Origin of the sequence: Bacteroides sp. AM54-2NS (genome assembly GCF_003602935.1) — a bacterium.
Taxonomy (GTDB): domain Bacteria; phylum Bacteroidota; class Bacteroidia; order Bacteroidales; family Bacteroidaceae; genus Bacteroides; species Bacteroides xylanisolvens.
Genome location: NZ_QTMZ01000015.1, coordinates 33,400 through 46,113, shown reverse-complemented (window position 1 = coordinate 46,113; position 12,714 = coordinate 33,400). Strand labels below are relative to the sequence as shown.

Genomic DNA, 12,714 nt, shown 5'->3' with positions numbered 1-12,714 from the left:
ATATGGACTTGAAAAGGAAATTTTTCGGTATAATTATAATAAGGTGTTTCCGGACACGAGGCCGGGTAGCCGTCTTGTCTCTGCCATAACCGAAAGGTCCAGCGAACAATGAATAACGCAGCATCGTTCAGCAGTCAGAAACAGTAACTATGCCGTCGTACTGATTTACGACAATGCCGATAAAATAAGGAAAAGCCGAAAAGAGGGGCTTGCCTTCTTTCCGGCTTTTCGTGAAAGTCCTATTATCCGGGCTTCCCGTTATTCTATACGGTCCAGCCTGCGGACTTCTCTTGAATCGTCCACAGACGGGCATAAAGCCCCTCGTGCCGCATCAGTTCGTCGTGCGTGCCTTGTTCTTTTACCCGTCCGTCTTCCAGAACGACGATCCGGTCCGCATTCATGATCGTCTTAAGCTTGTGGGCGATGACGATGACGGTGCGTCCCTTGATAAGCGTGTCGATGGCTTTCTGCACCTCCACCTCGTTTTCCGGGTCGAGCGATGCGGTCGCCTCGTCCAGCAGGATAATCGGCGCATCCTTCAAGATGGCGCGGGCGATGGATATGCGCTGTTTCTCGCCGCCGGACAGCGTGCAACCGCCCTCACCCACCATCGTGTCGTATCCCTGCGGCAGGCGCATGATGAAATCGTGGCAGCAGGCTTTCTCGGCTGCCGCGATGATCTCCTCGTCCGTCGCACCGGGCTTTCCGAAACGGATATTGTCGCGTATCGTGTCCTGAAACAGATAGACGTCCTGGAACACCATCGAGATGCGGCTCATCAGACTTTCAGGTTCTATATCTTTCATCGGAACGCCATCGAAAAGGACACGCCCCTGCTGCGGGTCGTAGAATCGGGCGCAAAGTTTCATCACCGTACTTTTCCCGCTCCCCGAAGGACCGACGAGAGCCGTCAGCGTGTTTCTCGGAAACGCGATGGAAACGTCCTGAAGCACCTTCTTGTCCTGATAGGCGAACGACACATGCTCGAACCGGATGTCGCCGGTGGCCGGCGCCTGCCGTTCGCCTTCCATCTCCGGCTCGTTCATCAGCGTGAGAATACGCCCTCCGGCAATGGAGAAGTAGCGGAACTCCGCAAAGTTGGTCAGCGCCGAAGTCAGCGGGTCGAACACGCGCGAGCCGACCACGAGGAACAGCACGAAGACGAGCAGCGAGAGTTCGCCTCCCAACAGCAGGTAGGTTCCGCACAGCACCATCAGGGTCAGTCCGGCCCGCACCAATGTAATGCTCAGCAGCACGAAAGGCCCCAGCATGGCTTCCTGACGGATACAGGCACGGCGCAGTTCCGCAAAAGCATCGCGCAGGCGGACAAAGCGGTCGCCCAGCAGGTTGTAGGCTTTCATCACGCGAATGCCCTGCAAGTATTCCTCCAAGCGGTTCCCGGCATTGATTTTGGCTTGTATCTGCCTGCCGCTCAACTTTTTCTGCACACTCGTGCTCATCCATAGGACAAGCAAGGCGACCGGCAGTGCGGCGAACATGGCAACGGCCATCCGCCAGTCGATCCATACCAGCGAGAGGAATGCCAGCACGGGCATGACGACGGCTCCCATCAGTTGGGGCAAATGGTGGGAAATGCCCGTCTCGGCCATCGTGAAATCGGTAACGAGCATGGACGAAAGATCGCCGGGGTCGCGCCGGGAAAGAAATCCGAGAGAGAGTTTCCGCAGATGTTCCGCCAGTGCAATGCGCCCCGACGCACTCATTTCGTAGGCTCCTCTGAAATTGGCCCGGTAGGAGGCCCGTTCGGCCAAAGCCATCACCAGCATATAGACAGCCAATATGCCGAAAATGCACCACAGTCTTGCCGTGTCGAGCGGTCGTCCGCTGCCGTCGAACGCGGCGAAGATGATGCGCACCGCCTCGATGGAGAGGCAGAAAGGTATGATGTTGACCAGATTGGCGAGCATGGTATAGCCCACGGGCTTGTAAAGACGTTCCGTATGGCCTATCGTAATGTTTTTAATCGCATTCATGTTCCACTCCTTTCATTTATGTGCGACGATATGCAGTTCTTCTTTTTTCTGAATTACCCGGATGTCGGAAAAGCCGGCTTGGGACAGCAACTGTTTCAGTTCTTCGGCTCCGTACACCGTCATTCCCTTTATCCGCTCCGTCCACGCCTTTCCGAGTTCGGGGTCGCTCGCTTCCAGACTGATGAGAAAGCAGCCCCCTTTCCGGATCACGCGGAAGACTTCGGCCAGCGCCTTGCTGACGGAAGACCAGAAATAGACGGTCTCGAAGGCCGTAACGGCATCGAAGGCCCCGTCCCCGTAAGGCAGGGAGCAGACATCGCCCTGCTGTATGAAACATCGGCGGTCCAGTTCTCCCGCATTGTGCCTGCGGGCGAAGGCGACGCTCTCCTCCGACAGGTCCATGCCGTAAACTTTTCCCTGCGGACACAGCTTCAGCAGACGCTTCACGTTGGCGCCGCCCCCGCATCCGATGTCCAGCACATTCCATTCCGGCCGCCAGTCCACCTGTTTCATGCCGCGATGGGCCAGCGAAGCGTGGAAACAGTTCATTCCCCGCAAAATCATCCGTCCCCAGAATCCCTGCGGACAACTCGTATTCTGTAAAATATCGTTCAAGAAACTATTCTTTTTCATATCTCCGTATTCAATTTTTGTTCAACTTCCAATGATAAGCGCTCGTATAGGCATCCCACATGTTCTTGTAGAGCCCCTCGGCGACGGATAAGTCGTCGTGCTGGCCCTGCTGTACGATCCGTCCCTGCTGCAAGACCACGATGTTGTCCGCCGAGACGATGGACGACAGCCGGTGGGCGATAATAATCACGGTCTTGCCTTTTATCAGGGATTGAAGGGCCTGCTGCATCTTGTATTCGTTCTCCGGATCGGCGAAGGCCGTGGCTTCGTCCAGTACCAGTATCGGCGCATTCTTCAGAATGGCGCGGGCCACGCATACCCGCTGCGCCTCGCCGCCCGACAGATACACGCCCTCGTCGCCTATTCTCGTCTCGTAGCCTTGCGGCAGCCGCTCGATGAACTCGTGGCACTGGGCGGCTTTGGCCGCCGCCACGACCGTTTCTTTCGTTGCGGCGGGGGAACCGACGGCGATGTTCTCGTACAGCGTGTCGTAGAACAGGAACGTATCCTGAAAGACGAATGAAACGGTATCCATCAACTGCGTCGTAGCGATGTTCTTGATGTTCACGCCACCGATGAGAATCTCGCCCTGCTCCACGTCCCAGAAACGGGGAATCAGGTTCGCGACGGTGGACTTGCCGCTTCCCGAGGCCCCACGAGCGCCGTAATCCGGCCTTGCGGCGCCGTGAAGCAAACATCGCGCAGCGCCTCGGTACGTGTGCCCTGTTCCGTATTTTCGTAGGAGAATGACACGTGGCGGAACTCCACCTCATACGACTGCGGCACTTCGGGGTGTTCCGGTTCGGGAACGGGCTTTTTCTCCAGAATGCGGTCGATACGCGCCACGCCTTCGTCGATCTCCTTGGTGTTTCCGCCCAGGAACGTCAGTTTGTAGATGGGCGAAGCCACACCCGGTCCCATGATGATGAAAAACAGCCATACGGCGGCCAATGCGAGCGACTGCGGATTCCCTTGTATCAGCAGGATACCCACGGGAAGAATGAACGTCACCATCGAACCCAGCAGGACGGTGAACGCGATCATCCCGTTCTGGTAGGTGTCGCAGCATTTCAGGGCGAATGTCTTGTAAGCCTGTATCTCGGCGTTGAACTGCCGGAACGAGCGGACGCTCTGTCCGAATATCTTCACCACGGGCATTCCCCTGACGTACTGCACGGCGGAGGCGCTCATCTTTTCCTGCGCATCATAGTAAATACTCATGAACTCCCGTGCCTTCTTCCCCATGAAATTGGAGAATTGCAGGGCGAAGCTCAACAGCACCACGGCCAGACAGACCGCCGTCAGCCATGTATCCAGCGAGAAAAAGATGACGAGCATCACCACGACCGTCGCCACTACGTTCACCAAATCGGGAATCGTGTGGGCGATGAATCCCTCGATTTTCTCGATGTTCTGCTCCATCGTCTTCTTGATGGCTCCGGTAGAGGTGTTGTTGAGATAACCCAGCGACAGTTTGCCGATATGCTCGGACAGCCGGACACGCAATCCGTACAGAATGCGGAATGCAGCCACGTGCGAGGACATCAGGGCGGCGTACAGCAGCACCAGTCCGCCGATAAGCCCGCAGAAGGCGATCCAGCCCCAACGAATCATGCCGGCTTCGTCCACCGAAGCCGGGCTTGTACCGTGCGTCAGCAGCTCTTTCAACACCTCGTACACCGCCCAATAGGGTACGAGCATACACACGGCGCTGCCTGCCGACAGCAGACCCGCCAGAAAAAGCAGCCCTTTCTTCTGCCCCGCGATCTCGAACAGGCGGGACAGACCTTCTTTCTTCTTTTCTTTTGTTTCCATATATTGAATTTTATCCGATTCTCTCTATCCGTTGTTGGTAAATTCCTGTAAATCTTCCGGCCGGATTACAACAGCCCCGTCAGCCGCTCCCCGCTCTTTTGTCAGCCGGAAATCGCAGCACGAAGCACCGTGTGCCAATGTGCGGGTCCGTGTCAGCCGGATACCGAGTACATCGTGTGTGATATAATCATTCACGCAGAAATAGGGGAAAAAGCACTCGACGCCAATACGGGAACAGAGTTCGGCGACCGGGCACCGGGCAATGTCCATACCGACATCGAACGTATCGTCCGCATTCGGCAACACGCAATCGAACAGCCAATCGTCCTCTGTGGAAACATGCGAAGCGGAAGCGATGCGACGCACATAGTCGGGCGAACACAACATTTCGCGTATTTCCGAAATTTTTTCAGAAGGGATACTCGACAACGTGAGCTTTTTCAATGCTTTCTGCGTAACAATGGAAAGTTCTGCCGGACTCCATCCTCTGGCCGACAGTTCTTGCCACAGACCGATCTCATAGGCTATACCGATAATGTTTTTCACCCATGGTGATGTCGGCGGGACATCCGGAATGATTGCGGAGATACGATGAAAATTCTCGACAGCCGCTTCCATCACGGAATCAACGGATTCGACCGACAAACGGGATGCCAGTTCTTCCCTGAAAAATTCTTCGAACCGTTCCAACATTGGGAGATAAGGTTCAATCGTCGTCTCTTTCATCTTTCATGGAGAATTGCCGCCGTGTCACGGGAATTCGATACGATTTCATATCCCAACATCGAACTGAACTTGTAGCACAGCCGCGTCATCCGTCCCAATATTTGCCCGAAGAAGAAGCCCCAGCGCGGACGGAAAAACTTCATGTAATTGGCCTGTTCCAAAAGGCGTAGGCGGGGTTCCCATTGTTCTACCAGACGCCCGTCGCTCAGACCGGAGCGGATTTGCGCCTCGTGTTCACGGAGCGAATCGGGTTTCACTCCGTGACGGCTCATCATCGTACCGCAGACGTCGAACCACAGTTCGCCGCCCCCGAAACGCTCGGCCACATGGTGCAGAAATGTTTTTACCTGCTTTTCATAGAAATACATCAGCACGCCTTCGACCACGAAGATGAAATGCGCATCGGGATGCCGGCGACGCAGGTCGTCCAGCCAGCCGGCATCCAGCAGGGAGGCCGCAATGTAGGGGTTGCCCGGCTGCTCCGGAATCAGCTCGCGGCGCAGCGCGATGACTTCCGGCAGGTCCATGTCGTAGAATACGGCCTTCCCGTCGCCGATACGCTGGAAACGGGTGTCCAGACCACAGCCCACATTCACCACCACCGCATCGGCGTGCTTCCCTATGAAGCGGCGCACGGCACGGTCGAAAAACCACCCGCGCACGACGCAGCCGACCTCGCTCAACTTCGCCCCGTCGAAACGGGAGTAGTCGTATTCCAGACTGTCCACCAGCCCCTCCGCAACCTTGTCGTTCAGAATCGGGTTCTTTCGGCGGCTCTCTTTCGCCCTGTAATAGAGCGGAATGAGCAATGTCTCGGCGACAATGCTCTCGAATTTATGTCTCTGTTTCATTTGTTATGATATTTATTAATGAACGATATTCAGATTTGTTCACGAATAAAAAAAGAGGAAACCTTTGTGAAGATTTCCTCTTTTCCCGCTGCCCCGTTACGGCAGCTTGTCCGTATGTGTCTTTTCTATCTGTCATACCTTGATAATGGCCCTCCAACCTTGAATTTCAAACAGAATATAGTCATGCAGAATGGATTCCATTTCCTGTTTGGGCACCGCGTGCATCAACAGCTCCTCGAACAGCGTGAACATCCACACCGTATGCAGGTGAATGATAAAATCGGACACAGCCGTATTTATATTCGGGTACTTCTTCTTCATGGCGGCGAACCATGCCTTGACCAGCCCGGTCGAACGGTCGGTGTAGCTTTCGCGAAAATGTTCCAGCGAAGAGCCTTGGGCACGGAACAACAGGATCTCCAGCAGGCTGCGATGCGTTTCGATGAGCGAAACGTATTCGTCGATACAGGCTTTCAGGTATTTTTCGGAACGCATCGTCATCACGTCCTCGCCGCGTATGCCGTGATGCTCCTGCAACATGGCTTCCATAGCGTGCAGGACGGGACGGACCACTTCACAGAACAATTCGTCCTTGTTCCGGAAATAATTATATATGTTCCCCACACCGACACCGACGGCTCCGGCAATCTCGCGCATGGAGGTCTTGGAATACCCCTGCTGCCCGAATCGCTGTTCGGCGACTGCCAATATGCGGCCGCGTATGTCTTCTTTGAGTACCTGCATAAATAATGAACGATGTTTCCGTTTATATTTTTGCAAAAGTACGGGGTTTGAATTTACTGGACAATACCTATTTATGGTGATTTTACATGATTGAAATAAGGGAAAAGCAGGTATTACCGGAGGTAGCGAAATACCTTGTCTATATCCTTGTCTATATCCGAAAGGAAAAGTCATATTGTTCATTGAAAAGGAGAAAGTCTCATAGATTATAATTACTTTTGTACATAAAACCCAAAGAATCAAATATAAAATGGCAAAGATTACAGTAAAAGACACAAGTGTCACAATTATATCAGTCAACGAGAATGATTATATCAGCCTGACAGACATAGCAAGATACAAAAGCGATGACCCGACTGCGGTTATCGGGAACTGGCTGCGTAACCGGAATACAATAGAATATCTGGGTATTTGGGAGAGTTTGTACAACCCGAGTTTTAAACCCCTCGAATCGAGGGGTTTAAAAAGGAAGCCGGGCTGAACGCCTTTACCTTATCACCGACAAAATGGATAAGTACGACAAACGCAATAGGCATACTCTCCAAATCGGGACGCTACGGCGGCACTTACGCTCACAAGGATATAGCATTTAAGTTTGCAAGCTGGATTTCCGTTGAATTTGAACTGTATATTATAAAGGAGTTCCAACGATTAAAGACCGAGGAACAACAGCAACTCGGTTGGTCAGCCAAACGGGAACTGTCGAAAATCAACTACCGCATACATACCGATGCCATAAAACAGAACCTTATCCCGGCAGAGGTAACCGCCAAACAAGCCAGTATTATCTATGCCGATGAAGCCGATATGCTGAATGTGGCGATGTTCGGTATGACCGCCAAGATGTGGCGTGAGCAACACCCCGAACTGAAAGGGAATATCCGGGACTATGCCACAATCAATGAGCTTATTTGCCTCTCAAATATGGAAAACCTCAATGCAGTATTTATAGACCAAGGTATTCCGCAGGGTGAGCGGTTGATTAAACTCAATCAGATAGCCATTCAACAGATGAGAATATTGGGAACTGGCGGCAGCGAACGCAAGTTATTAAAGTAGATGAGTCTCTATCAGAATTTGTGCCGAGTACGTGATGAACAATACACTATCAAACCATGACGAATAAAGATGAAATGACAATGAACTCTGATAAAAACGCCTATTTTCTATCGCTTCCGGAGATAACCGAATTATCCGTTCCTCCTAAAACGATATTGTTGGAAGAAGGCAAGGTAGCCGACAGAATGTACCTGATCCGGAAAGGTTGCCTGCGCCTGTTTTTCAACAACGAAGGACGGGACATCACTTTCCAGTTCTTTTTCGAAGGGGATTTCGTCGCGTCATTCGACAGCCTGTATCAACGGACACCGAGCCTTTTTTCCCTGGAAAGCATAGAGCCGGCAGAACTGTCGGTTATGAAGCGGGAAGATTTTTTCAGAAACCTCGGACAGAAGCCCGCGCTACGGCAGATATACGAGGAAAAAATCATCGAACGCTTCCATGTTTATCAGCGGCTCTTCCTTTCCCGCATAAAGAACACCCCCCAACAACGGTATGAAGAACTGCTGAAAGAACACCCCTCTATCATACAGCGGATTCCCCAGCATTATATTGCCTCCTATTTGGGGATTACTTCTGTTTCCCTGTCGAGGATCAGAAACAGGCGATAGTTCATTTCTTTACATTTGTTATCGTCCGGTTCCAGTCGAAGATGCGAACTTTGCCGCATCTATTAAAACCGAAAGACAGATGAAAAAGATTTTTATAATAGACTGGAGCCTGATTCCCGTGTTTGTCCTGTCCGCATACTCCGGAATCGAATTGCATGTGGCCGACTATGAAGGCAATCACGAGGTATGGCATAATTGGGCAGTTTTCCATGTCCTGACGAGCCTGCTGTTCCTCATGGCCTCCATATTTCATATAGCGACGCATTGGGGCTGGTACAAGGGAACTGCCAAGAACGGAATAGGCCGGAAAAGCAAGGTCACGGCGGTACTGTCGGTCCTGTTCCTGTCCGTGGTTCTGACCGGATTTGCCTGTTAGGCATAGAAGGAGCAGGTTCCCCGGTCGGGCAATGTCATTTTTGGGCAGGAATCGTTACAACTGTCCTTTCTATCGGCCATATACTGAAACGCCTTCCGTTGCTACGCAAATCATTGAAATAAGCACAACCTATTCAACGGACAACTTCCGGACAAAGCGTTCTTACAGAAATCGGGGTACTTATTACAAATGCGGCTTCTTGCTTACTGTCGAGAAGACCGCATTTTTCTTTATTTTTCGGCATATCATTCGATTTCAGCATTGCTCGTCCAACCATTTGGGGCATCCGGTCCATTCGTTGCCCCTTCAAATCCGGCATCAGAGAATGGCTGTTGTCATAGGCACCGACTTCATGCAGTTCCACGAATGAGGCATTTCCTCCGTAACGGTTTATGTTTTTCACGAGCTTACGGCCTGTCCGGAGAAAACATACGTGCCAGTTTTTCCCGACGAGATTCCGAAAAGACATTAAAATAGTTGAAGAATAAAATGTTACGCATACAATTATGTACAGAATCCTTTCATTTCGAACCATCATGCCTTATTTATACCGGACGGGGGCAATGTCGCTCCCGTAAAATAATTAAGGATTATGATAATAGGTTATTTAAGGGTCAGCACGGGCAAACAGAACCCGGCTAACCAACAAGACGAGATCCGGCGTTTCGCCGACAGTAGAAATCTTTCCGTCAGCCAGTGGGTGACGGAGGTCGCCAGCGGCAAGAAGAAGGGGTGCGACCGCAAATTAGGGGGACTGATACGGCGCATGAAACGGGGCGACACGCTGATTGTCACGGAAGTTTCGCGGCTAAGCCGCACGCTGACGGACCTCATGGCCATCATGGGCAAGTGTCTGGAGAAGGGAATCAACCTTTACACAACCAAGGAGGGGTATTCGTTCGACAACTCCATCAACAGCAAGGTACTTTGTTTCGCGTTCGGTCTGGTAGCGGAAATTGAACGCAACCTGATTTCGATGCGCACGAAGGAGGCTCTCGCCCTCCGGAAAGCCGAGGGTGTCGTCCTTGGTCGGAAAAAAGGCAGCTACACGAAAATGAACGTGCTGATCGAAAACCGAAAGGTCATCGTTGGCATGTTGAAGCGGAACTGTACGATTGCCGATATATGCAGGCGTTTCGACATTTCGCGGGATACATTCATGAAATTCCGTAGCCGCTATAAGGAAATAGATAAGGCCATGAAAGAGAAAGAGATAAGACGGAAAGGGGAGTTGCAAAAACGGAGGGTATGATTTTACGTTGGTTAAATCGTTCGTTTTCAGCCACAAAATTACAAAAACACGAATTATCCACAAAAAAAATCTGCAAAAAATTGCGTTTCAGTTCTTTGAGTAGGACAAATTTTCCCGGAGTGTCCGAATAATACGACCTTTTTTCCGATAGTCTTTTTAACGAACGATTAAACCAACAAATAAATCGGCATAACTGACAGTTATCCGGCTGATTATTTGTTGGTTCGGTGCTTTTTTACCTCTAAAGAAAGAAGCACGGCACGGACAAACGTACAGAGATTGAATAAATAGCTGATATAAATAAATTGGCATAGACAGAATTATGACAATGAAACGAATACTGTTATTATTTCTTTTATTCTGCGGCGGGTATGTTCATGCGCAAGAGTTGGACTCGGCCCGTATCCATTACCGGCAGGGCCACAGGGAAGTGGACGTGCTCTTCCGGGACAACCGCGCGGAACTGGAGCGTTTTATCCGCACCCTGCGTGAAGAACACGGTGCGGACCGCCTTGAAAGCGTCGTGATACGCTCGTGGGCATCGCCCGAAGGTGTGAACCGTCTCAACGGGGTGCTGTCAGAGCGCAGGGCCGACTCCCTGAAATCCTATCTCGTGCGCCACGCCGGAATCCCCGACAGTTTGATCTGCATACATGGAGAAGGTATTGCGTGGGACATGCTGCGCCAGATGGTCGCCGCCTCGGACATATTATACAAGGAAGAGGTGCTGCATATCCTTGACCATACGCCCGTATGGGTGTTCGACAAGGCAGGTCGCGTAGTGGACGGACGCAAGAAACAGCTCATGGACCTGCGGGGCGGTATGCCGTACACCTACATGCTGGAGAATTTCTTTCCCGAACTGCGCTCCAGCCTCTCGGTGGCCTGCTACCGGAAACCCGAACCGCCCGTAAAAGTCATTTCCCAAAAAGAGACGAAAGTGAAAGAGCCGGAACCGGCCCTGCAACCCGATAGCGTGGCGGAACCGGCCTCCGAGCCGGCAACGGTGCGGAAGGAAGCGACCGTGCAACCGCATAGACCGACAGTACAGCGGTTGGCCGTTAAGACCAACCTGCTCTACGATGCGATACTGATGCCTTCGCTCGAAGTGGAGTACCGTATCGCCGACCGTTGGACGGTGAACCTCGAAGGCGACATGGCATGGTGGAATAATGACGGCAAGCACAAATGTTACCAAGTAGCTACAATCAGCCCGGAGGGACGCTGGTGGTTCGGACAGAAGCAAGGCAGCCCGTGGCACGGCCACTACCTCGGCGTGTTCGGCGGCTTCACGTGGTACGACCTTGAAAACGGCAAAGAGGGCTATCAGGGCGAGGCCGAAATGGTGGGTGTCAGCTACGGCTACATGTTCCCCATCGGACGGCGGCTCTCGCTGGAAGCCGGTATCGGTCTGGGGTACATGCACAGCAAGTACGAAGAATATCTTCCCATCGACGGGCACTACGTGTACCAGCAGACAAACCGAATGAATTACTTCGGTCCGTTGAAACTGAAGTTTGCCCTTGTGTGGCGGTTGTGGGATACCGATAAAAAGAAAGGAGGCGCACGATGAAAGCAACGCTACGATATACCCTCATGGGGCTTACGTTTGCAGGATTGACATTCCTTTCCACGAGCTGCCGGAAAGACCTGTGTTACGACCACGACGAGCATGGTCTTTCCGTGAAGGTGAATCTCTCTTCCGACTGGGAACAGGAATGGGAACGTACTTACGCCTATGACTGGGAAAAATTGTGGGAAGAGGACTGGAAGTACGACTATGAAGATTTGTGTCCTGCTCCGGCCGACGGAATACGTGTCCAAGTCTATACCAGCGACGGACAGCGTATAGAGAGCAATCTGCCCGATGAAGGAGGACGGATCGCCATGCCGGAAGGCACGCACGAACTGTTGTTCTACAACAATGATACGGAATATATCGTGTTCGATGGCGTGGCCGCTTCGGAATCCGCCACAGCCACCACACGCGGCGTGACCCGGAGTTCTTTCCATGAATTGCACGCGGGGGAACGTACCGTGAACCAGCCCGACATGCTTTACGGGGCATACATGGAAGAATACACGGCAGAAAAAACACTTGCCCCGACGGAGCTGCCGGTTACCTTGCGTCCATTGGTTTACACCTATATGATACGTTACGAGTTCGAAAGCGGACAACAATACGTGGCCTTGGCACGCGGAGCCTTGGCAGGCATGGCCGAAACGGTCTATCTGAACGATGGGCATACCGGAGAAACCGCAGCCACGGTAATGTTCGACTGTACGCTGGAAGATTACGGAGCGGAAGCGCTGGTACAGTCGTTCGGCGTACCCGACTATCCGGGTGAACATTACGGACGAAACGGTACGGACGGGCGAAGGTACAGCCTGAACTTGGAGGTGAGAATGGTGAACGGCAAGTTCAAGACCTTCGAGTTCGATGTCACAGACCAAGTGAAAGGACAACCACGGGGTGGCGTTATCGTCGTGAGCGGGCTGTCGATTTCCAACGACGAGGGGCTGGAAGGCGGAGGCAGCTTTGACGTAGATGTGGACGGCTGGGGAGAATGGGTGGACATACCGCTGCCCATTGACTGAAACGAATAAAACAACAGGTACTAAATAACCAAATTTTTAATTTAATTTTTTACAT

Annotated in this window: 13 protein-coding genes and 2 pseudogenes; 7 read left to right on the top strand and 8 right to left on the bottom strand. The window is 52.2% G+C overall.

Annotated features, from left to right (window positions below):
* Positions 1–263: 263 nt before the first annotated feature.
* From DXA05_RS11275 to DXA05_RS11250, 6 genes and pseudogenes are all read right to left on the bottom strand, one after another.
* Positions 264–1,994, bottom strand: coding sequence for an ABC transporter ATP-binding protein (locus DXA05_RS11275; RefSeq protein ID WP_007571994.1), 1,731 nt, complete (start codon positions 1,992–1,994; stop codon positions 264–266).
* Between the two features lie 12 nt (positions 1,995–2,006).
* Positions 2,007–2,627 (bottom strand): class I SAM-dependent methyltransferase, encoded by a 621-nt coding sequence (locus DXA05_RS11270; protein ID WP_007571993.1) that lies wholly within the window; start codon positions 2,625–2,627, stop codon positions 2,007–2,009.
* Positions 2,628–2,637: 10 nt separating this feature from the next.
* Positions 2,638–4,442: pseudogene (locus DXA05_RS11265) on the bottom strand (ABC transporter ATP-binding protein).
* A 24-nt stretch (positions 4,443–4,466) separates the two neighbouring features.
* Positions 4,467–5,168: an L-2-amino-thiazoline-4-carboxylic acid hydrolase gene (locus DXA05_RS11260; protein WP_007571988.1), complete on the bottom strand. Its 702-nt coding sequence runs from the start codon at positions 5,166–5,168 to the stop codon at positions 4,467–4,469.
* Positions 5,165–6,019 carry a class I SAM-dependent methyltransferase gene (locus tag DXA05_RS11255; RefSeq protein WP_007571986.1) on the bottom strand — a complete coding sequence of 285 codons (855 nt, stop codon included), beginning with the start codon at positions 6,017–6,019 and terminating at the stop codon, positions 5,165–5,167. The genes DXA05_RS11260 and DXA05_RS11255 overlap by 4 nt, the downstream gene beginning before the upstream one ends.
* A 132-nt stretch (positions 6,020–6,151) precedes the next feature.
* Positions 6,152–6,763: a TetR/AcrR family transcriptional regulator gene (locus tag DXA05_RS11250; RefSeq protein ID WP_007571984.1), complete on the bottom strand. Its 612-nt coding sequence runs from the start codon at positions 6,761–6,763 to the stop codon at positions 6,152–6,154.
* Positions 6,764–7,013: 250 nt separating this feature from the next.
* On the opposite strand from DXA05_RS11250, the pseudogene DXA05_RS11245 reads away from it, so the two are divergent.
* Both DXA05_RS11245 and DXA05_RS11240 read left to right on the top strand, forming a co-directional pair.
* Positions 7,014–7,822 (top strand): annotated as a pseudogene (locus tag DXA05_RS11245) (KilA-N domain-containing protein).
* A gap of 56 nt (positions 7,823–7,878) precedes the next feature.
* On the top strand, positions 7,879–8,433 hold the full coding sequence (locus tag DXA05_RS11240) for a Crp/Fnr family transcriptional regulator (protein ID WP_007571982.1): 555 nt from the start codon (positions 7,879–7,881) through the stop codon (positions 8,431–8,433).
* Between the two features lies 1 nt (position 8,434).
* On the opposite strand, the gene DXA05_RS27490 is transcribed toward DXA05_RS11240, so the two are convergent.
* Positions 8,435–8,686 (bottom strand): hypothetical protein, encoded by a 252-nt coding sequence (locus DXA05_RS27490; RefSeq protein ID WP_229120481.1) that lies wholly within the window; start codon positions 8,684–8,686, stop codon positions 8,435–8,437.
* On the opposite strand from DXA05_RS27490, the gene DXA05_RS27485 reads away from it, so the two are divergent.
* Together DXA05_RS27485 and DXA05_RS27480 are read left to right on the top strand one after the other, a co-directional pair.
* Positions 8,579–8,809: a hypothetical protein gene (locus tag DXA05_RS27485; protein WP_284515536.1), complete on the top strand. Its 231-nt coding sequence runs from the start codon at positions 8,579–8,581 to the stop codon at positions 8,807–8,809. The two genes, DXA05_RS27490 and DXA05_RS27485, sit on opposite strands and share 108 nt — an antisense overlap.
* Positions 8,698–8,931 (top strand): hypothetical protein, encoded by a 234-nt coding sequence (locus DXA05_RS27480; protein WP_284515537.1) that lies wholly within the window; start codon positions 8,698–8,700, stop codon positions 8,929–8,931. The genes DXA05_RS27485 and DXA05_RS27480 overlap by 112 nt, the downstream gene beginning before the upstream one ends.
* 11 nt (positions 8,932–8,942) lie before the next feature.
* On the opposite strand, the gene DXA05_RS11230 is transcribed toward DXA05_RS27480, so the two are convergent.
* Entirely contained in the window at positions 8,943–9,212 is a 270-nt protein-coding gene (locus tag DXA05_RS11230; RefSeq protein ID WP_225719305.1) for a hypothetical protein, read from the bottom strand.
* 189 nt (positions 9,213–9,401) lie between these two features.
* Between DXA05_RS11230 and DXA05_RS11225 the strand changes: the two genes are divergently transcribed.
* From DXA05_RS11225 to DXA05_RS11215, 3 genes are all read left to right on the top strand, one after another.
* Positions 9,402–10,061, top strand: coding sequence for a recombinase family protein (locus tag DXA05_RS11225; protein WP_007571976.1), 660 nt, complete (start codon positions 9,402–9,404; stop codon positions 10,059–10,061).
* A gap of 322 nt (positions 10,062–10,383) precedes the next feature.
* On the top strand, positions 10,384–11,634 hold the full coding sequence (locus DXA05_RS11220) for a DUF3575 domain-containing protein (protein WP_044301936.1): 1,251 nt from the start codon (positions 10,384–10,386) through the stop codon (positions 11,632–11,634).
* Positions 11,631–12,659, top strand: coding sequence for a DUF5119 domain-containing protein (locus DXA05_RS11215; protein WP_007571970.1), 1,029 nt, complete (start codon positions 11,631–11,633; stop codon positions 12,657–12,659). The genes DXA05_RS11220 and DXA05_RS11215 overlap by 4 nt, the downstream gene beginning before the upstream one ends.
* Positions 12,660–12,714 lie beyond the last annotated feature (55 nt).